A 19763-nucleotide genomic window follows, 5' to 3' on the forward strand; every position below is an offset into this window, starting at 1 on the left:
GGCATCCGGCATCAGGTCGGTGACTGCAATCCAGGTGAGGTCAACCAGTCTGTCATGTGTGCTGCGGCTTCGCGCTGCCGCGCCCTTCGGATCAGGGCTTCGCGCTCGACACCGTGCGGCATGTTGCCGGCCCGCGCTCGCAACTCTTCGGCTTCGATCGTCAGTCTCTCTTCGAGTGAAAGGTCGTGCTTTACGCGGTGTCGGAGTTGTCCCATCCATTTCCCCTTTTCGGTTCCTGCCCGGAACGGAGAGTCTAAGTGTCAGGCAGCCGTAAGGTTCCAATGCCCCCAAATCTCCTCCACCACGAATGACGATGCCGGGCGGGCGCATCGTCTCGAAATGACGACTGTCATTTCAAACAGAATTTCAAACAAGTGCGCGCGAAAGAGCAGATCCGTCTCCCTTGCGGGGAGCTGGATTGCGTGACTACGTGTCCGCCACGAACCAATCACCTCAAGAGGAAATCAGCATGTCCCAAGGAAAGCGCATCGTTCTTGCCTCGCGCCCGCATGGCGAGCCCACGCCGGCCAATTTCAGGCTCGAGGACTATACGCCGCCGGTGCCGGGCGCAGGTGAGGTGCTGCTGCGCACCATCTGGCTGTCGCTCGATCCCTATATGCGCGGCCGCATGGCCGACGGTCCGTCCTATGCCGCACCGGTGCCGGTCGGCGGCGTGATGGAAGGCGGCACCGTCAGCGAAGTCGTCGCCTCGAACAATCCCGGCTTTGCCACGGGCGACATCGTGCTTTCGCGCGCGGGCTGGCAGACGCATGTGCTGTCCGACGGCAAGGGCCTCGCCAAGATCGATCCGAAGATCGCGCCGATCTCGACCGCGGTCGGTGTGCTCGGCATGCCCGGCATGACCGCCTATACCGGCCTGCTCGAGATCGGCAAGCCGCAGGCGGGCGAGACCGTGGTGGTTGCGGCCGCGTCCGGCGCCGTCGGCTCCGCGGTCGGGCAGATCGCCAGGATCAAGGGCGCGCGTGCGATCGGCATCGCGGGCGGCAAGGACAAATGCGCCTACGTCAAGAACGAACTCGGCTTCGACGAGTGCCTCGATCACCGCGATCCCAACCTTGCGGCCAAGCTGAAAGAGGCCTGCCCGAAGGGCATCGACGTCTATTTCGAGAATGTCGGCGGCCCGGTGTTCGACGCGGTGTTTCCGCTCCTCAACGCGTTCGCGCGCATCCCGGTGTGCGGCCTGATCGCGCACTACAACGACACCGAGGCTCACGCACCGAAATGGGCCGGCGCGATGATGCGCAACATCCTGACCAAGCGGCTGACCTTCCGCGGCTTCATCGTCAGCGACTTCGCCGCCATGCACGGCGATTTCCTCCGCGACATGTCGCAATGGGTCCGCGAGGGCAAGGTCAAGTACAAGGAGTTCGTGACCGAGGGCCTGGACAGCGCGCCGGAGGCCTTCATGGGCCTGCTCAAGGGCGCCAATTTCGGCAAGCAGCTGGTCCGGGTCGGGCCGGACAAGGCGTGAAGCTTCCCAGGATTCGATTCACCTCTCCCCGACGGGGAGAGGTCGATTTGCGCAGCAAATCGGGGTGAGGGGCCGCAGCTCAACGAGAGACCGTCAATCCTCACCCGGCGCTTCGCTATAGCCGAAGCTTTGCTTCGGCGTTCCCTTCAAGAGCGGCCGCCGAAGGCGGCCTACGCCTCTCCCAAGGGAGAGGTGACGGCGGTTGCTTGTCCGGGTCGGGCTGGATAGGGCCTTCCACCTCCCATTCCGCGCAACAAAGTATCAAAAACGCCACAATGGCGGGCTTTTGGGGGCTTTTTGGCCCCCATTTGCTTGACGGGGGAACCGGAGCAGTTGAATCAATATGGCTATATTTCAGAGTGTAGCCATGGTTTTTGAGCTTATTGTTTCGGGGGGCATTCTCCTCGCCGTCGGCTATTGGGCGACGATGTTCGCCATGGGTCGGCGCGACGACGTCTTGCATGGAAAGTTCGTGGAGCAGGAGGAGGACGCCGAGCCGCAGCGGCGCCAGATGCCGCCGCTGACGCGCGCCCGGCGCGTGGTGCAGGCCGCACCGCAGCCGAGCAAGGACTCGCTGCAGGCCCTGCTCACCGTCATCAAGCAGGACCTGCACGACGCGGCACGGAGCTGAGGCCGCTTACGCCGCCGGCTGCTTGCCGAGCAGCATGTCGAGATCGACATCGACCTGGCCTTTCGCCCTGACGTGGCGGACCTCGAAACTGTCGGGCTGGAAACGGTACTCGACGAAACCAACTTCCTTGGTGCCGATCCACTCCTGCTTGGCGTCGGGGACGGTGAAGCCGACCGAGGGCGCCCAGACATGTCTGACGTGCTCGAAAGTGTAGTCGCGGCGTTGGTGCACATGGCCGCTGCCGACCAGGCGCCAATCGACCTTGCCGAACATCTCGATCAGGCGCCGCCGCGCCGGTTGCGGCACGTAGCGGAACGAGGTCGCCTCGCGCTCGGCATCGTAGGGCACGTCGAGATAGAGCGGCTTGTGTATGAACAGCGCGACCGGCTTGCCGACGGCCTTGTCGAGTGCTGTGGCGAGCCAGTCGAACTGCTCGGACTCGCGGTCGAGGCCGGTGTTCATGATCAGCGAGTTGAGGCCGATGAAGCACCAGCCGGCGGCGTCGAAATGCCAGCGGTCCTCGCCGACCACCGAGGCGAAGGCGTCGCAGGTCGCTTCGGTCGGCAGTTGCGCCGGCACCGCGGCGACCGCGGTCGGGTTGTCGCCGATGTCGTGATTGCCGGGCAGATAGAGGCAGTCGACCGGCAGCGCGGTGTGCAGTTGTTTGGCGAACACCAGATCGTCGCGGCCGTTAGGCCCGTCGAACGAGACGTCGCCGGAGTTGAGCACGAGGTCGGGACGCGTCGCGTCGATGTGCTCACTGACCCGATGAAAGTTGTCGATGAGCAGTTTGTGGCGGCGCGCGAGATGGGTGTCGGAGATCTGTGTCAGGCGAAATTGGGGCATGCATCGATCCTTTCGCACCAATCATAAGCCGGCGCGGAAGTCGGAACGATGACGATTTCAATGACTTATTCGATGCTCTGTTTGATGTCTTGTCTGAAGACTTGTTCGATAATTTGGCGCGGGCCGGCCGCGGGAGCTAGGACGCGGACTCATTGGCGCGCAGCCATGGCCTGATCGATGCGAGTTGAACGAAGGCAAGGTAGTTGGCGGCGGCTTGTCATAGCGCGTCGCAACACGCTTTGGTCGCGATGCGCCCGAAAGCGGACGCGTTATGCTCACTTTGAGTTTTGTCGTTCGTGACCCTGAGCGGACATTCGCACATCCCCTGACGGGGCTATGTCTCGGCTACGGTCGGCCGTCAGCATGCCAGCGGGACCAGACCACGTCAAACCAAGTTGATTTGCTTTGCAAACGCGCCGTTCCCGGGCGATTTGGCGTCGTCTCAACGAACGAGGGGGTATTCATGGCCGATCCTACACCGACGAATGCCGCTGATGACATCGATCCGGCGCGGGTGGCTCCGGATATCACGAACACAACACCGGAAAACCAGGCGCCGACCTTCCGCAACCAGGACCAGGTCTGGCCGCATCGCGTCATCCGGCGCGGCGACGCGGTGCGGCCACTGCCACCGCACGCCCGTTCGCTCGCGGACCTGACGTTCGAGGTGGGCGGGGTGCGCGTCGGCCTCAGCGACTACATGGCCCGCCGCCGCACGGCCGGGCTGCTGATCCTGAAGCGCGGCGAGATTGCGCTGGAGCGCTACGGCATGGGCAACGGCCCGGAGAGCCGGTGGGCCAGCATGTCGACCGCGAAGTCGATCACCGCGACGCTCGTCGGGGCTGCGCTCCACGATGGCGCGATCGGGAGCCTTGACGCTGCGAGCAATACCTGCCGCGGATGCGCGGCTCGGCCTACGAGGGCGTCACGATTCGTAATCTCCTGCGGATGTGCTCCGGTGTGGCCTGGCGCGAGGAACGATGCAGACGGACGCTCAGAGGACTATCGCCTCGGCAAGGCCATGGTGAGCCGGCGGCCAGGGTCCGTCCTGGGCCTGCTATGCAAACTGCCGCGTGCTCATCCGCAGGGCGTCGTCTTCAACTATTCGACCGGCGAGAGCTGCCTGATCGGCGCGCTGGTTGTGGCCGCTACGGGCTGGCCCCTGGCCGACTACTGCGCTGAGAAGATCTGGGGACCTGCCGGCATGGAGGCCGACGGGTATTGGCAACTTGAGTCTGAAGGAGGCATGGAACTCGCCGGGTTTGGCGTCAGTGCGCGCCTGCGCGACTTCGGCCGCTTCGGCCAGCTGGTGCTGGAGGATGGCGAAGCGTTCAGTGGCCGACGGGTGCTGCCGCCCGGCTGGCGCGATCTCGCCGGACAGCCCGACAGCGCGCCCACTGGCTTCGGCCGGCTCATGCCCGGTTCACCGGCGGGATACGGCTATCACTGGTGGGCGGTGCCGCCCTTGCAGGGCGGCGTCAACAACGGTGCCTTTGCGGCGAATGGCGCCTTCGGCCAGTTCATCTACGTCAATCCGACCGAGCAGGTGGTCATTGCACTTCAGAGCGCGTGGCGTCAGCCTCGCGACAGCGACGCCGCGGTCGAAAACATCGCGATGATCAGAGCCGCGGTAAGCGCGCTGCGAAGGGAGCCAGCGTCGTAGGCTGCACCCTAGATCGCCAGCTGCTTGATCGAGGGCGGTGGCGGGGCAGGTGGACTGACGCCGCGTCCGAGCAATCCGGTGTCGGGCAGATTGGTCCCGGTGACTGGTGGTGCCGCGGTGAGGCCGAAATAAGCGAGCGCATCGCGCCTGACATCGTAGACCGCAACGCCGATCAGGGTCAGCACCAGCGCCGCGGCGAGCCCATGCCTGACCATGTCGCGCGTCGAGCGATAGCCGCTGCGGAAATAGATCGAGAGCAGGATTGCGACTAGCAGCGCCGCGGCGACGCCGGCAAGCCCCGACATCACCATGCCGAGCCCGCCATCGGCTGCGTCGTCGAACCAGCCGGTGGGGGAATCGATCGCCTGCAGCAGGGGCGTGGTGATATCGCCGAGAGTTTCGGTCGCTTGGGCCGCCTGGGCCGCGCCGTCGAAAATCCGGGCGATGATGCTCATCGCGTCATCCATGAGGGGCTGAAACCGTCGTAACTCCTGAGAGTTGGTCATCCAGGCTCGGATGATGGTTCAACGGGCTCCACAGCTGCTTGATTGCGCCGGGCGGGGTTGGCAGCTAAGAGGACGGCCGGGCGCTGAGGGAGATTCTGATGTCGGTTCAAATGGTTCTGCTACCAGTCTTCATCCAGATTGGGCTCACCTTCGCACTCCTGTTCGCGATGGCGACGACGCGCACCAGGGCGCTGACGAGCGGCGAGACCCGGATCAAGGACATCGCGCTGCGCGAGCCGAACTGGCCGGCCGGCGCCACCAAGTTCGGCAATTGCTTTGCCAACCAGTTCGAGCTCCCGGTGCTGTTCTATGTCCTGATCGCCATTGCGCTGCCGCTACGGCGTGCCGATCTGTTCATCGTGCTGATGTCCTGGGTGTTCGTGGTCACGCGCTTTGCCCATGCCGGGGTGTTCGTCACCTCCAACGACGTGCGGCCGCGCTCGCTCGCCTGGTTCGCCGGCGTGCTGGTGCTGGCGGCGATGTGGCTGTATTTCGCGCTCAAACTGCTGCTGCTGATCTGACGCGCCCAACCGAAAGAGACCAATGACCCCCGCTGCCCGGCTTTCCGCCGCGATCGAGCTGATCGCCACCATCGACGCACAGCGCATTCCCGCGGCGAAAGCGCTGAAGGAATGGGGCACCGCGCACCGCTATGCCGGCTCCGGCGATCGCGCCGCGATCTCCGGCCTGATCTGGGACGTGCTGCGCCGGCAATCCTCCGCGGCCTGGCTGATGGAGGATGACAGCGCCCGCGCGCGGGTGATCGGCATGCTCAAGCTCGAACGCGGCATGGATGTCGCCACGATCGCTGCGCTGTGCGACGGCGGCCGCTTTGCGCCTGATACGCTGACGGGGTCCGAGGAGGCCGCGCTGACCTCGCGCTCGCTGAAGGATGCGCCGGCGCCGGTCGCGGGCGATTATCCGGAATGGCTCGATCCCTATCTGGCGAAGGTGTTCGGCGACGACCGCGCCGCGGAAGCGACCGCGATGGCGAGCCGCGCGCCGCTCGATCTGCGGGTCAACACGCTGAAGGGCAAGCGCGAGAAGATCCTGCCGCGATTGCATCATTTGGGCGCGAAGGAAACGCCGTGGTCGCCGCTCGGCCTGCGCATCGAGCTCGGCGCCGATGCGCGCAATCCCGGCATCCATGCCGAGGAGGATTTCATCAAGGGCGCGATCGAGGTGCAGGACGAGGGCTCGCAGCTCGCGGCGCTACTCTCGGCCGCCAAGCCCGGCGAGCAGGTGATCGATCTCTGCGCCGGCGCCGGTGGCAAGACGCTGGCACTCGCCGCGATGATGCAAGGCAAGGGCCGGCTGATCGCGACCGACAGTGACAAGCGCCAGCTCGTGCCGATCCATGAGCGGCTGTCGCGCGCCGGCGTGCACAATTGCGACGTCCGCACGCCGCGCGGCGAGGAAGAGGTGCTGTCCGATATCAAGGCGTCCGCCGACCTCGTGCTGATCGACGCGCCCTGCACCGGCACCGGCACCTGGCGCCGCAATCCCGACGCCAAATGGCGCATGCGCCCGGGCGCGCTCGAGGTGCGGCTGAAGGACCAGGCCGAGGTGCTGGAGCGCGCCGCGCCGCTGGTGAAGCCGGGCGGCCGCATCGCCTACATCACCTGCTCGGTGTTATCAGAGGAGAACGGCGAGCAGGTCAGGGCCTTCATGGCGCGGCATCCGGAGTTCTCGGTGCAGCCGCCGGAGCAGACCGCCTCGGTGCTGTGGGACAAGGCCGAGGCTTTCGCAGAAGCCGCGCTGCAATCGGCCGAGGGCTGGCTGATGACGCCACGCCGCACCGGCACGGACGGATTTTTCGTCTCGGTGCTGACGAAGGCGTGACGCTTCCTCCGCCGTCATTGCGAGGAGCGTAAGCGACGAAGCAATCCATCGTTCCGCATATGCGGCGGGATGGATTGCTTCGCTGCGCTCGCAATGACGGGTTGAACAGCCTATGCCTCGGAACACACGCCCGCCGGCACCGGCGTTCTGCTCACCACGACGACCCAGTACAGCAGCGCGCAGGCGCTGATCGCAGCGCCCAGCACGCAGACCCCGAGCCAGCCAGCCATCGCGTAGGCCATCGTCGAGCCGATCGCGCCGAGGCCTGAGCCGATCGAATAGAACACCATGTAGGCGCCGATCAGGCGGCTCGAGGCGTCGGGGCGCGTCGCCACGATCAGGCTCTGGTTGGTGACATGCACCGCCTGCACCGCGAAATCGATCATGACCACGCCGGCGAGCACCAGCCATAGCGAGCTGTGAAGGCAGGCGATCGGGATCCAGCCGGCGAGCATCAGCATCAGCGACAATCCGGTGGTGCGCTGCGCCCAGCCGCGATCGGCGAGGCGGCCCGAATTGCGCGCCGCAAGCGCGCCGGCGAGCCCGGCAATGCCGAGCATGCCGATCGTGGTGTGCGACAGCGACAGCGGGGGAGAAGCGAGCGGCAGCACGACCGAACTCCAGAACGCGCTGAAGCTTGCGAAGATCAACAGCGCGAACACCGCGCGTTCACGCAGCACCGGCTCCTGGACCACCAGGGCTGCGGTCGAGTGCAGCAGTTTTGCATAGGACGATCCGGCGAGCGGCTGCGGCTGCCGTTGCGGCAGCGCGCGCGCGAGCAGCGCCGCCATCACCAGCATCAGCACCGCCGAAGTCAGGTAGACCAGACGCCATCCGCCGATGTCGGCCAGCGCGCCGGACGCGAAGCGGGCGAGCAGAATGCCGGAGACGACGCCGCTCTGGATGGTCCCGATGGTCTGGCCGCGTTCGGCCGGCGTTGCGAGCGTCGCGGCGTAGGCGACGATCACCTGGATGACGACGGCGAGCAGCCCGACCAGTGCCATGCCGACGAACAGCACGATGGCGTTCGGCGCCATGCCGACGACAATGAGGGCGACCGCGGACAGCATCACCTGTCCGACGATCAGCCGCCGGCGGTCCCAGAGGTCGCCGAGCGGCACGATCAGCATCAGACCGAGGGCGAGGCCGATCTGGGTCAGCGTCACGACGATGCCGATCGCGGCGGGGGTAATGCCGAGATCCTGCGCTATGGTGTCGAGCAGCGGTTGCGCGGAGTAGATGTTGGCGACGCTCAGCCCGCAGGCGACGGCAAACAGCAGGACGATCGCAGGCGACAGCGGGCCTGTTGTCGCGTTGCCGGCCTCGTTCGCGGCTTCCTGGGCCGGTCGGGCCTCCGCCATGGTCCTGTTCGTCATCATGCCTCCGCTGCAGTTCGCAATCTGGTCTTATAATAAGACCAGTTGCGCTGGACGCTGTCTAGTCCTATTTTAAGACCAGTTCGAAATCGTGAGCGAGGAGAGGCTGAGCGCGATGAAGCGGACCGAACTCGCAAAAGCGGAATGCCCGGTGGCGCGCGCGCTGGACGCGATCGGCGACTGGTGGTCGCTGTTGATCGTCCGCGATGCGTTCGACGGGTTGCGCCGGTTCGGCGACTTCCAGAAGAATCTCGGCATCGCCAAGGGCATGCTGACGGCGCGGCTGCGCAAGCTGGTTGAAACCGGCGTGCTCGAACAGGTCGCGGCCTCCGACGGCAGCGCCTATCAGGAATATATGCTGACCAAGCGGGGGCACGATCTGTTTCCGATCGTGGTCTCCTTACGACAATGGGGGGAGGCGCATCTCTACGCGCGCGGCGAGCCGCATTCGGTGCTGCTGGATCAGGCCGGGCAGGCGGTCGGGCAACTCGTGCTGCCGTCGAAGGCGGGCAAGCCGCTGAGCTGGGCGGACACCAGGGTGAGGAAGGTTGCGGCGCGGAGGCGGTGAGCGCTTTGCTGTGGCTAGTTTACCGTCGTCTCCCCAAACGCTGGCGTCATCCCCGCGCAACGGCGAAGCCGTTGTCGCTGGAGGTGCGAGCGGAGCGAGCCTCGAAGGATGGGGAAAGAGCGAGGCCGTCGACCCTTCGAGACGCGCTACGCGCTCCTCCAGCGACAAAGGCGAAGCCTTTGCGCGGGGGTGACGGATGACATCGGTTCAATCCACGATGAACAGCGTCGCGCCGGTCGCCGTCGACGAGCGGTGCGCGGCGTCGCCGAAATCGGAGACCTGGTAGCTCATGCCCGGCTTCAGCGTGAACTTGCGGCCGTCGCGCAGCTCGGTGTCGAGCTCGCCCATGACGACGTAGAGCACATGGCCGCGGTCGCACCAGTGATCGGCGAGATAGCCCGGCGAATATTCCACCATCCGCACCCGCAGATCGCCGATGTTGAGCGTGCGCCACAGCGCTTGCCCGGTCTCGCCGGGATGCACCGACGGCTCAAGCTGGCTCCAGTCGGTGACGGTGAAGGGCAGGGTCGGGATTTTCATGGTGCGCGTCCTGATCGCCGCTGCGTAGGGTGGGTTAGCGTAGCGTAACCCACCGACTTTGCTCACCGCGGAGAGAATGGTGGGTTACGCCTTCCGCCTTCGCTCGTTGAGCTATGGCGGACGCGGTCGGCTAACCCACCCTATGATTTTCGCCTCAATGCACCAAATGGTTCGCGGAGCCTTGCGTGATCTTGCCGTCGGCGTCACACCGCAGATACTCGCAAATCTTGCTGCCGCGTTCGTTCTGGTAGAACACCACGACGCTGTCCGGCGAGACATAGAGGTCGATCAGCTCGAAATGCAGCTCGGGCAGTTTTGCCAGCGCCGCGCTCCAATAGGCGCGCAGTTGCGTCTTGCCGCGCACTGTGCCTGACGCGCCGAAGCCGAGCGCCGGGATCCGGTCCGAGGTCATCTCGGTATCCTCGGCATACATCGAAAGTACGCGCTCGAGATCGCGCGCGTTCCAGGCGGCGATCCAGTCGTGGCCGAGCGCTGTGAGGCGGGACGGGTCATGGAAATCTGGCATGGGTTTCCTCCGACATTCGTTCTGGCCAAATTAGGTCAACGATACTGACATATATCAATTTGTCCATGCCCAAAGAAGAATGTGGGCGCCCCGCGCAGCGCGGTTGCGGGGGCGGGCGGTGTCGCGTATCTGCTTGCCATGACAGCCGCACCGAAAACTCAGCCCTCGTCGACGCCCACCGTGGCCTCGGCGCATGACAAGATTCTGATTGTCGATTTCGGCAGTCAGGTGACGCAACTGATCGCCCGCCGCGTCCGCGAGATGGGGGTCTATTCCGAGATCGTGCCGTTCCAGAAGGCGGAGGCAGCCTTCAAGGTGATGAAGCCGAAGGCGGTGATCCTCTCCGGCGGCCCTGAGTCCGTGCACGAGACCGGCTCGCCGCGCGCCCCGCAGCTGATCTTCGAATCAGGCGTTCCCGTGCTCGGCATCTGCTACGGCCAGATGACCCTGGCCGCCCAGCTCGGCGGCGAGGTCGAGGGCGGGCACCACCGCGAATTCGGCCGCGCCGATGTCGAGGTCAAGACCGACAGCTGCCTGTTCGACGGCGTCTGGGCCCACGGCGAAAAGCATCAGGTGTGGATGAGCCATGGCGATCGCATCACCAGGATGCCGCCCGGCTTCTCCGTGGCCGGCGTCTCGCCGAACGCGCCGTTCGCGATCATCCAGGACGAGACGCGGAAGTATTACGGGCTGATGTTCCATCCCGAGGTGGTGCACACGCCCGACGGCGCCAAGCTGTTGCGCAACTTCGTCCGCAAGGTCGCGGGTCTCACCGGCGACTGGACCATGCGCGCCTTCCGCGAGGAGGCGATCGAGAAGATCCGCGCCCAGGTAGGCTCGGGCAAGGTGATCTGCGGCCTGTCCGGCGGCGTCGATTCCGCCGTTGCCGCGGTCTTGATCCACGAGGCGATCGGCGACCAGCTGACCTGCGTGTTCGTCGATCACGGCCTGCTGCGGCTCGACGAGGCGAAGACGGTCGTCGATCTGTTCCGCAACCACTACAACATCCCGCTGGTCCATGTGGACGCGTCGAAAGAGTTCTTGGGCGAGCTCGGTGGCGTCACCGATCCCGAAGTGAAGCGCAAGACCATCGGGCGTCTGTTCATCGACGTGTTCGAGGCGGAGGCGAAAAAGATCGGCGGCGCCGAGTTCCTGGCGCAGGGCACGCTCTACCCCGACGTGATCGAGAGCGTCTCCTTTACCGGCGGGCCGTCCGTCACCATCAAGTCGCACCACAATGTCGGCGGCCTGCCTGATCGCATGAACATGAAGCTGGTCGAACCCTTGCGCGAGCTGTTCAAGGACGAGGTGCGCGTGCTCGGCCGCGAGCTCGGCCTGCCCGAAGTGTTCGTCGGCCGTCACCCGTTCCCGGGCCCCGGCCTCGCGATCCGCTGCCCCGGCGACATCACAAAAGAAAAGCTCGACATCCTGCGCAACGCGGATGCCGTCTATATCGACCAGATCCGCAAGCACGGCCTATACGACGCGATCTGGCAGGCCTTCGCGGTGCTCTTGCCGGTCAAGACCGTCGGCGTGATGGGCGACGGCCGCACCTACGAATACGTCGTGGGCCTGCGCGCCGTCACCTCGACCGACGGCATGACCGCCGACTTCTACCAGTTCGACATGAAATTCCTGGCCGAGACCGCGACGCGCATCATCAACGAGGTGAAGGGCGTCAACCGCGTGGTGTACGACGTGACGTCGAAGCCGCCGGGGACGATTGAGTGGGAGTAGGGTAGGAGGCACCAATAGCCAGCTCGCAGCTCGCAGAGGGTGGATTAGCCAACGGGTCCGCCCACAGGGCGGCCCGATGACAGGCTCCGCGTAATCCACCACTTCCTGCAGTCGTGCTCGCGATGGCGGGTTACGCTTTCGCTAACCCGCCCTACGAGCTTGCATGGACCCGGTCACCCGCCGCCGCGAGCTACGTGAGCCTGAACATGCTCGCGTCCAGCTGCCCCGGCGCCACGCCGATCAGCCAGGCGGCATTGCCGGCGGCATCTGTGATGATGGTGGTGTTGATGCCGGGCGAGTAGAACTCCGCCGCCTGCAAATCGGCAAACGAATGCAGCGATGTGCCGGCGAAGTTCACGACGTCGTTGACGCCGCCCGCGTTGAAGTCCTGGATCACCATGACTTCCGACGTCGTGTCGTTGATCATAAATGTGTCCGAGCCGCCGCCACCCCAGGCATAGTCGACCCCGCCGCCGCCGCTGATGACGTCTGCGCCGCTCCCCATCAGGAACACGTCGACGCCGCTGCCGCCGGAGACGGTGTCACCGCCATTGGAGCCATAGACGTAGTTCTGACCCGAGCCGCCGTAGATATAGTTGCCGTCGGTCTCGCCTGACGAGATGAAGATGTTCTCGCCCGAACCGCCGAACATGGTGTCGACGCCGGCACCGCCGTAGAAGTAGTTCGTCCCCAGGCCGCCGTAGAGGTCATCGCCGCCGTTGCCGCCGAACATCACGTTGACGTCCGAGCTTGCCGTCCCGCCCGATCCGACCAGGATGTCATTGCCGTCGCCGCCAAACAGATAGTTGAAGCCGGAGCCGCCATAGATGCTGTCGTTGCCGGCTTCGCCGAGCAGCACGTCGAGGCCATTGCCGCCGAACAGCACGTCATTGCCGGCGCCCGCATAGAAATAATCGTTGCCGTCGCCGCCATAGCCGACATCGTCGCCGCCGAGGCCGACGAGGACGTCGTTGCCGGCAAGGCCGCTGAGCGTATCGTTGCCGCCGCCGCCATAGATCAAATCATTGCCGGCGGTCCCGGTGCTGTTGATCGGCACGTCGCTGGCGTTCAGCGTCATGTCGGCGAATTGCAGATGCTCGACGGATCTGGCCGCCCGAGTTGCTGATCGTGTAGCTGCTCCGGTTGCAGCGTCACGACATAGGTGCCCGATACCGTTGCCGGTGTTGCCCGCGATGGTGTCGTTGCCGCCGCCGGCGCTGATCTGGTCCGCACCAACGCTGCCGTTGATCAGATCGGCCTGGCTCGATCCGATCGCCGTTGAGGTGACGCCGTAATAACTGACGTTGATCGTGATGCTGTCGACACCCGCGGTCCATGAGCTGAAGGACACGCCGGAAAGGTTGGTCTGGCTGCTGTTGATGACGATCTTGTCGGTGCCGGCGCTACCGATGATGGTCGGAACGGCCGTGACCAGCGTGTTGCCAAGAAAGGTGATGGTGGAGTTGCCGCTCAGGAACACCAGGCGTTCGACATTGGTGAGGCGGCCATCGCCATAGGTGATGTTGGCGGATTCGAGTTCGATCGTGTCGTTGCCGGCCCCGCCGTCGAGGTCTCCGCCGGCGCTGGTGGCGTTATAGATGAAGGTGTCGTCGCCGGTGCCGCCCTGAACGTTGCCGCCACCGTTCAGAGTCATGGTATCGTTCTGATTGGTTCCGACCAGCGAACCAAAATTGCCGTTGTTGGTGATGAAGTTGATCGTATCGACGCCCGCGGTCCACGACGTGAAGGTCAGGTGGGAGAAATCGCTGTAGGCATTCTTAAAAGTGACGGTATCGGCCTGCGCACTGCCGATGAAGGTATTGATCTCAAGGGTGCCGGCGTGCACCGGTTGCCCGGAGTCGAAGGTGGCGCTCGAGACGCCGCTGCCGAACTTGACGGTGCTGATTCCGGAAAACGTTCCGGTGCTGAAGTCGACGCTGCCGGCATTCTCGAGATCGATGATGCCGGCCCCGTTATCGGTGATCGACTCGCCCGCCGCGAAGTCACCCGCGTCGAGGATGAAAACGTCGTTGCCGCCGCCGCCGTTCAGCGCATCGGCGCCGCCGCCGCCGGTGATGGTGTCGTCGCCGGTGTGGCCCCAGATATGATCGGCCCCGGACGAGCCGACGATGCTGTCGTTACCTGCGAGGATGCCGGTGAAGAAATGCCCGGCCTGGTATCCGAGCGTGATGTTGGTGATGCTTTCGAGCACCGTGGTGCCGTCCGCCGCAACATGATCGACTGACGTCAGCGTCGTCCATGTCGGGTCGTTCGAAACGGTCAGGCCGGTGCCGTTCAGATAGGTAAGCGTGCCGTCGCCGTTGTTGAAAATCAGCCGGGTCGAGGTGGAGTGCACCGAGTCGATGCTGCCGAGGCCGTCGAATGCCCAGGACGCGTTCGCAGTCCCGGAAAAGGCTGTCCAGGTCGCCATAATATGCCCCCGCAGTATGTCAAAGTTCGAAAAAGCCGAGATTCTTCAGCAATATAATTCAGTGTGTCAAATTGTCGCGATTAAGTCCAGTGGCAACATTGGATATCCAAAGGACGTGGTGAATGACGCTCGGGTGGCGGTGCTCGGCGTCATGTATGGCGGGCGGCTCATGGGTTTCTTCGGGGGAAAGGCATCAACCGCGTGGTGTACGACGTGACAGGCGCGGCGGCCGGGCGTTGCCGAGTGCAGCGTTTCGCTGTGAGCCAGCTAAATTCCTTTGGTCGAGACGATGGAGGGGAACGGCAGCCGTTCGGATGGCCGCAGATTCGTATCGTCGCCCTGCAATCCCGATCTGAGGAACTGGTCGGCGTGTGATACGAAGAGTTCCGGGTACTGGTAGAGCGATCCGTGATTTGCATCCGGGTAGAGGATCAGTTGCGCGTTCGCTAGATTCTGCTGCAGGACATAAGAGTTCACCGTGGGCACGATGACATCGTTGCTACCTTGCACGATCAGCGTTGGCTGACGGATATCTCTCAGATGGTCGAAGACGCTCTCGGCCGGCGCGATATATTTGCCGATCGCTTCGCGCTGCGCCGCCGCGGCTTCTTCGCTCACCTCGGGGTCGCGATCCCGACGGAGGAGCTTGCGTTTCAGAAAGGCAAGGCCAGCGGCCCGGCTCGAAGCGGACGGCGAGAAGTGAACCGCAAGCCAGAGGTGCTCGGGCGGATCGTAGGTGCCGCCAAAGATCTCAGCGGATTTACTCGTTGACATATCGGCGCCGCGCGGCCCGGTGCCGACAAGAATGAGCCGGCGTACGAGATCGGGAGCCTGCACGGCGATTTCCTGAGCGACCATGCCGCCGATGGAAAAACCGAGCACGTCGACCTTGGCAAGTCCGAGAGCCTTGATGAAGGCGATGGCGTTTGCCCCCATCTCCTGAAAGCTCGTCGGGACCTGCCCGGAACTGCTGGAAACACCCGCGTTATTGAAAAGAATGACCTCGCGGTTCTTGGCCAGGCCGTCGGTGACGGCTGGATCCCAGTAATCCATGGTCCCGCGGAAATGCTGGTTGAAGACCAGCGGCACGCTGCCTGTCTTGCCAAAACGGCGATAGGCGAAACGGATGCCGTTGGCCTCGACGAATTGTGTTGGCGCGGTCTGGTGGGTGTGAGTCATGTCTTGGCGCGGATGAATCATTTCTGGACGGGTGTGGATCACCATGATCCGAGCCTCGATTATTCAGTCAGTATCGCATCGGGCACGAGCGCAAGGGCGGCTTTCGCGCAATCGACGTCATGCTGCACAGTTGGAGCCCCGCTCACCCCAATTGCCCCAACGATTTCTTCGCCCACCTTGATGGGAAACCCTCCTCCGTACGCCGCCACGCGTGCAAGCGTGGGGATTCCAGCCAGAAGCGACGGGTCGCGCTGGATGAAGTTGAAAAAATCCTGCGTGGAGACGCCGAACAGAGCCGTGTACGCCTTGTTGTGCGCAATCTCGATGGAGAGGATCGGGGCCCCATCCATTCGGCTAAAGGCCTTGAGATTGCCGCCGTCATCGAGAATCGCGATGTTCTCGGAGACGCCCATTTGTCTGGCTTTCGTCACCGCTTGATCGATCATCTTCTGTGCCAGCTCAGAAGAAATGCTGTACTTCCTCACCACGTCGGCCATCGGACTCCTCCCACCAATTTCGCTAACCCGCCCTGCGAACTGCCCGATCTCAGGGGCGTTCTTCGATCGCGTCGACGCGATCGGGGTAAAAGGCCAGGTGGTCCTTGATGGACACCACCGCCGGGTAGGGCGCCTCATACGTCCAGACGGCGTTGGTCGAACGCTCGCCGCCGGGCGGAATGCTGAAATAGGCGCAGTCGCCTTTATAGGGACAGTAGGTGGAGTGATCTGTTCGCTGAAGGAGCGCCATGTCGACGTCCTTGCGCGGAATATAGTGGACGACCAGATAGGCGGCCTCACGGAGCGTCAACGCGTCCCGCGTGTGGGCAATGACGCGGCCCGCCACCGAGATCACAACCTGATGGGGATTGCGCTCGATCGCGATTGGATGATCCGGCCCCGGAACCTTGATCGACTTGGTGGGTGCATCTTTGATCTGTTGCATGATTTATCCTTTGGATGGTTCAGCGCGACGCGAACCTTCGCGCCCAGACCGGAGTTAGTGGCTCTTGCCACCATCGACATTGAGGACATGACCGGTGATGTATGACGCTTCGTCCGACGCGATGAAGACGATCGCGTTGGCAAGCTCCTCCGAGAGGCCAAGGCGAGCCATCGGAACGGTCGTCACCAGAGCCGCCTTGTTGTCCGGCGTGCCGGTGAAGCGGGTCAGCATGCCGGTGTCCGTCGGGCCGGGCGCAACCGCGTTCACGCGGATTCCGGATTTCGCGAGCTCGAGCGCCACCGACTTTGTGATGCCTTCGACGGCGTGCTTGCTGCCGACATAGATCGAGGCCCCCGCCGCGCCCTCGTGCCCATAAGTCGAGGAGATGTTGATGATAGTGCCGCTGCGCTGTCTCTGCATGACGCGCGCTTCGTGCTTCATGCTTAGGATCACGCCGAGAACATTGGTGTCGAACGTCGCGGCATAGCTCTCGGCGGTCTGGTCCGTGATCGGGCCGGGTCGGCCTTCGGTGCCGGCGTTGTTGACCGCAACATCCAGCCGGCCAAACCGCGCGACGGTCTTGTCGACGAGGGAGCGGATGTCATCTTCCTTGCGGACATCGGCGTTGATGAACTCGGCCTCCGCACCGAGGTCACGCAGCTCGCTCGCCAACGCCTTGCCGGCCTCGTCGCGCCGGCCGGCAACGACGACTTTCGCGCCCTTCCTGGCGAAAGCTATGGCTGCGGCGCGCCCGATGCCGGTAAGTCCACCTGTGATCAAGACGACGGGGTTGCTCATGGATCCAATCCTTCATTGCGTTGAGTTGGACCGAAGATGAGCTCCCCCGCAGGCTTGAAAAATGGGCTGTAGTTCCAAACATATCGGACTTGGTTGTCCGCAATGGAGCTGCGGGGATGGACAGTCTGGGATCGCTACATGCCTTCGTTCAGGCCGCGGAAGCCCGAAGCTTCACGGTTGCGGGACGGCAACTCGGCGTGTCGTCGTCGGCGATCGGCAAGGCGGTGGCGCGGATGGAGGAACGACTCGGTGTGCGTCTCTTTCATCGCAGCACGCGCAGCATCACGCTGACCGTGGAGGGGGCCCTGTTTCTCGAACGCTGCCGGCGCATCTTTTCTGAGATCGAAGCGGCCGAGTTCGAACTGTCGCAGACGAAGGACGCGCCGCGCGGCACACTGCGTGTCGGCCTGCCGTTGGCCGGCATTCTGCTGATGCCCACTCTCGTCGCGTTCATGCGGGCCTATCCAGAGATCCTGCTGGATCTCGATTTCAGCGATCGAGTGGTCGATGTGATCGAGGAGGGCTTCGACGCCGTGGTGCGCTTCGCCGATTCCGGCGACTCGCGTCTGATGTCCCGGGCGTTGGGCCTATATCGCCGACGACTCGTGGCGGCCCCGGCCTACCTGGTGGCGAGGGGTGTTCCCCTGACCCCGGACGACCTCAAGGCTCATGCCTGTCTGCACCACAAGTTTCCGACCAGCGGAAAGTTCGAGCGCTGGCCGCTGCGGCCCGAGCATGCCGGCGTCGAGAGGGACCTGCCCAGAACGGCCGTGGCAAGTACGCTCGAGCCAATCATCTTCATGGCCGAACAAGGCTTGGGCATCGCCTACCTGCCGGACTTCGCCATCAGCAGGCAACTTCGTGAGGGCCTCCTCGTCACGGTGCTCGACGACTACACTGACCGCTCGGGGCCGCTGCGGGTCCTATGGCCGTCGAACCGGCACCTCGCTCCCAAGCTCCGCGTGTTTGTCGACTTTCTCGCCGCGAACCTCATCCCCGCCGTCGAAGGCGAAGCAAGGGCAGCTCGACAAGTTGCGGGGCAACAAACGTTACCCGGATGAGCGTCGCGAGATCTGAGGCTCGTCCGCGCAACGCGCTCCGTTACGCGATTGATTTGCGTCGGGTGACGCAAATCAAATCTCGCTCCTCCGCCTCCGACAAATCACCCCGACGGGCAACTCAGCAAAACCTGTCAATCCCGCGATAAGAAAATATTCCGCTTGGCGTTTCACCCAACTCAGATGTTCAATTGGCGTGTCCCACCCGATCGAGGGGCGTTTCGCGATCGTCACGAGCGCGGTGTGGGATGCGGTGGACGCGGAGCGTGTGACTGACGAGAGCACGCGAAGCGGACGGCGAAGTCGTGTGGTCCTGACGCCCTAGCGGCAGGTGTCTTCTCGCGGAATGCGAACGCGTCTTGCGAGGGCGGTGACAAGCAAGCCCAGTCTCGCCGGGGAGAGCACGAAGTAAGCCGCACAACCATCGCGCAGGGAAGGCCGGGATGTCCCGGTTACACCTGTGGTCCTACCCCCGTGCTTTCCACCTTTGCACGGGGCCCATGGGTGCGATCGGCACCCGGTCTTCCCTGCGCCCTCTGCAAGAGAGGGCGGAACGAAGAGCAAAGCTCGGGCAATTCATGTCGCGAGGATGCGAAAGTACGCCCCCATCCAAATCTGTCATCGCCCGGCTCGACCGGGCGATCCAGTACGCCGCGGCCTCTCGGCTCAAGCACAGGCGTCTCTGGAATACTGGATCACCCGAATGCGCAGGTGATGACACCGCGTGGTGCGACAACTTGAATCGAGAACCATCCTCATCGTCGTCCTGGCGGAAGCCAGGACCCATTACCCCAAATGCCAATTGTTATGCGACGCTGGGGCCATGATCTCGTTCATCATCAAATTCGGTGGTTATGGGTTCTGGCTCCCGTGCGCAATTGCGCACCAGGCCAGGATGACAGTGGTGCAAGCAGAGGCGGCGCTGCGACAAACGCCATCCTGCAAATTATTTTCATCAGCTTGGCGCTGCGGTGTCGGCTGGCGTCTTCGCCAATCGTCCTTCGCCCATACAAGGAGACTGCAAATGACCGATCTCGTCACATGCCTTTGGTTCGATCAGGGCCGGGCGCGCGAAGCGGCGGAGTTTTACGCCGCGACATTCCCCGACAGCCATGTCGATGCGGGCCACCCATCGCCGATACCGGGTATCGGGCAGGGCGACGAGCTGACCGTGGAGTTTACGGTGCTTGGCCGCCGCTTCGTCGGGCTGAACGGCGGCTCCAACTACACGCCGAACGAGGCGGTGAGCTTCATGGTGCTGACCGACAGCCAGGACGAGACCGATCGCTACTGGAATGCGATCACCACAGGTGGCGGCAAGGAATTGCCGTGCGGCTGGTGCCGGGATCGCTGGGGCTTTGCCTGGCAGATCACGCCGAAGCGGCTGCTCGCGCTCGTCAACGGGGCTGACCGCGCCGCCGGGAAGTGCGCGATGGAGGCGATGATGACGATGACGAAGATCGACATCGCCGCGATCGAGCGTGCGGCGGTGAATGCGTAGGGTGGATTAGGCGAAGGCGTAATACACCATGCTGTTGGGTTTTGGTCCATATGGCGGGTTACGCGGAGCCTGTCATCGGGCCGCACTTCGCGCGGACCCGTTGGCTAACCCGCGCTACGATTCCGGC

Annotated in this window: 19 protein-coding genes and 1 pseudogene; 9 read left to right on the forward strand and 11 right to left on the reverse strand. The window is 64.0% G+C overall.

What is annotated here, in order from left to right; all coding sequences use genetic code 11:
* The first annotated feature begins 469 nt into the window (after nt 1–469).
* Both K359_RS0106995 and K359_RS0107000 read left to right on the forward strand, forming a co-directional pair.
* A complete protein-coding gene (locus K359_RS0106995) occupies nt 470–1492 on the forward strand; it encodes an NADP-dependent oxidoreductase (RefSeq protein WP_029078701.1) in 1023 nt (340 codons plus the stop codon).
* A gap of 367 nt (nt 1493–1859) precedes the next feature.
* The gene (locus K359_RS0107000) at nt 1860–2123 is read left to right on the forward strand and encodes a hypothetical protein (RefSeq protein WP_029078702.1); all 264 of its coding nucleotides are present in this window, start codon (nt 1860–1862) and stop codon (nt 2121–2123) included.
* A 6-nt stretch (nt 2124–2129) separates the two neighbouring features.
* Here K359_RS0107000 and K359_RS0107005 read toward each other — a convergent pair whose 3' ends face one another.
* Both K359_RS0107005 and K359_RS66135 read right to left on the reverse strand, forming a co-directional pair.
* Nucleotides 2130–2969: a metallophosphoesterase gene (locus K359_RS0107005; protein WP_029078703.1), complete on the reverse strand. Its 840-nt coding sequence runs from the start codon at nt 2967–2969 to the stop codon at nt 2130–2132.
* A 136-nt stretch (nt 2970–3105) separates the two neighbouring features.
* Nucleotides 3106–3206 (reverse strand): annotated as a pseudogene (locus tag K359_RS66135) (IS5/IS1182 family transposase); the annotation flags it as partial.
* A 226-nt stretch (nt 3207–3432) separates the two neighbouring features.
* Between K359_RS66135 and K359_RS51330 the strand changes: the two are divergent.
* Nucleotides 3433–4632 carry a serine hydrolase gene (locus K359_RS51330; protein WP_051346029.1) on the forward strand — a complete coding sequence of 400 codons (1200 nt, stop codon included), beginning with the start codon at nt 3433–3435 and terminating at the stop codon, nt 4630–4632.
* Nucleotides 4633–4640: 8 nt separating this feature from the next.
* On the opposite strand, the gene K359_RS57145 is transcribed toward K359_RS51330, so the two are convergent.
* Entirely contained in the window at nt 4641–5087 is a 447-nt protein-coding gene (locus K359_RS57145; RefSeq protein WP_156928389.1) for a hypothetical protein, read from the reverse strand.
* 149 nt (nt 5088–5236) lie between these two features.
* On the opposite strand from K359_RS57145, the gene K359_RS0107020 reads away from it, so the two are divergent.
* A complete protein-coding gene (locus K359_RS0107020) occupies nt 5237–5659 on the forward strand; it encodes an MAPEG family protein (protein WP_029078704.1) in 423 nt (140 codons plus the stop codon).
* Nucleotides 5660–5681: 22 nt separating this feature from the next.
* On the forward strand, nt 5682–6980 hold the full coding sequence (locus tag K359_RS0107025) for an RsmB/NOP family class I SAM-dependent RNA methyltransferase (RefSeq protein WP_029078705.1): 1299 nt from the start codon (nt 5682–5684) through the stop codon (nt 6978–6980).
* A 110-nt stretch (nt 6981–7090) separates the two neighbouring features.
* Here K359_RS0107025 and K359_RS0107030 read toward each other — a convergent pair whose 3' ends face one another.
* Nucleotides 7091–8356, reverse strand: coding sequence for an MFS transporter (locus tag K359_RS0107030; RefSeq protein ID WP_029078706.1), 1266 nt, complete (start codon nt 8354–8356; stop codon nt 7091–7093).
* A 115-nt stretch (nt 8357–8471) separates the two neighbouring features.
* Between K359_RS0107030 and K359_RS0107035 the strand changes: the two genes are divergently transcribed.
* A complete protein-coding gene (locus tag K359_RS0107035) occupies nt 8472–8924 on the forward strand; it encodes a helix-turn-helix domain-containing protein (protein ID WP_029078707.1) in 453 nt (150 codons plus the stop codon).
* Nucleotides 8925–9131: 207 nt separating this feature from the next.
* On the opposite strand, the gene K359_RS0107040 is transcribed toward K359_RS0107035, so the two are convergent.
* The gene (locus tag K359_RS0107040; RefSeq protein WP_029078708.1) at nt 9132–9464 is read right to left on the reverse strand and encodes a DHCW motif cupin fold protein; all 333 of its coding nucleotides are present in this window, start codon (nt 9462–9464) and stop codon (nt 9132–9134) included.
* Nucleotides 9465–9618: 154 nt separating this feature from the next.
* A complete protein-coding gene (locus K359_RS0107045) occupies nt 9619–9990 on the reverse strand; it encodes a nuclear transport factor 2 family protein (RefSeq protein ID WP_029078709.1) in 372 nt (123 codons plus the stop codon).
* 138 nt (nt 9991–10128) lie between these two features.
* On the opposite strand from K359_RS0107045, the gene guaA reads away from it, so the two are divergent.
* Nucleotides 10129–11727, forward strand: coding sequence for a glutamine-hydrolyzing GMP synthase (gene guaA, locus K359_RS0107050; RefSeq protein ID WP_029078710.1), 1599 nt, complete (start codon nt 10129–10131; stop codon nt 11725–11727).
* A 190-nt stretch (nt 11728–11917) separates the two neighbouring features.
* Here the strand turns inward: guaA and K359_RS64285 are convergent, their stop codons facing one another.
* From K359_RS64285 to K359_RS0107075, 5 genes are all read right to left on the reverse strand, one after another.
* Nucleotides 11918–14158 carry a calcium-binding protein gene (locus tag K359_RS64285; RefSeq protein WP_029078711.1) on the reverse strand — a complete coding sequence of 747 codons (2241 nt, stop codon included), beginning with the start codon at nt 14156–14158 and terminating at the stop codon, nt 11918–11920.
* Nucleotides 14159–14425: 267 nt separating this feature from the next.
* A complete protein-coding gene (locus K359_RS51340; RefSeq protein WP_198031118.1) occupies nt 14426–15382 on the reverse strand; it encodes an alpha/beta fold hydrolase in 957 nt (318 codons plus the stop codon).
* Between the two features lie 14 nt (nt 15383–15396).
* Nucleotides 15397–15834, reverse strand: coding sequence for a heme-binding protein (locus K359_RS0107065; protein ID WP_029078712.1), 438 nt, complete (start codon nt 15832–15834; stop codon nt 15397–15399).
* A 49-nt stretch (nt 15835–15883) separates the two neighbouring features.
* Nucleotides 15884–16279, reverse strand: a complete 396-nt coding sequence (locus K359_RS0107070; RefSeq protein WP_029078713.1) for a DUF427 domain-containing protein — start codon at nt 16277–16279, stop codon at nt 15884–15886.
* 54 nt (nt 16280–16333) lie between these two features.
* Nucleotides 16334–17077, reverse strand: coding sequence for an SDR family NAD(P)-dependent oxidoreductase (locus tag K359_RS0107075; RefSeq protein WP_029078714.1), 744 nt, complete (start codon nt 17075–17077; stop codon nt 16334–16336).
* A gap of 116 nt (nt 17078–17193) precedes the next feature.
* On the opposite strand from K359_RS0107075, the gene K359_RS51345 reads away from it, so the two are divergent.
* Together K359_RS51345 and K359_RS0107085 are read left to right on the forward strand one after the other, a co-directional pair.
* A complete protein-coding gene (locus K359_RS51345) occupies nt 17194–18138 on the forward strand; it encodes a LysR family transcriptional regulator (protein WP_063618913.1) in 945 nt (314 codons plus the stop codon).
* Nucleotides 18139–19159: 1021 nt separating this feature from the next.
* Complete coding sequence (locus K359_RS0107085; protein WP_029078715.1) at nt 19160–19636, forward strand: VOC family protein; 477 nt, start codon at nt 19160–19162, stop codon at nt 19634–19636.
* Nucleotides 19637–19763: the final 127 nt, after the last annotated feature.

It is taken from the genome of Bradyrhizobium sp. th-b2, assembly GCF_000426785.1.
Taxonomy (GTDB): domain Bacteria; phylum Pseudomonadota; class Alphaproteobacteria; order Rhizobiales; family Xanthobacteraceae; genus Bradyrhizobium; species Bradyrhizobium septentrionale.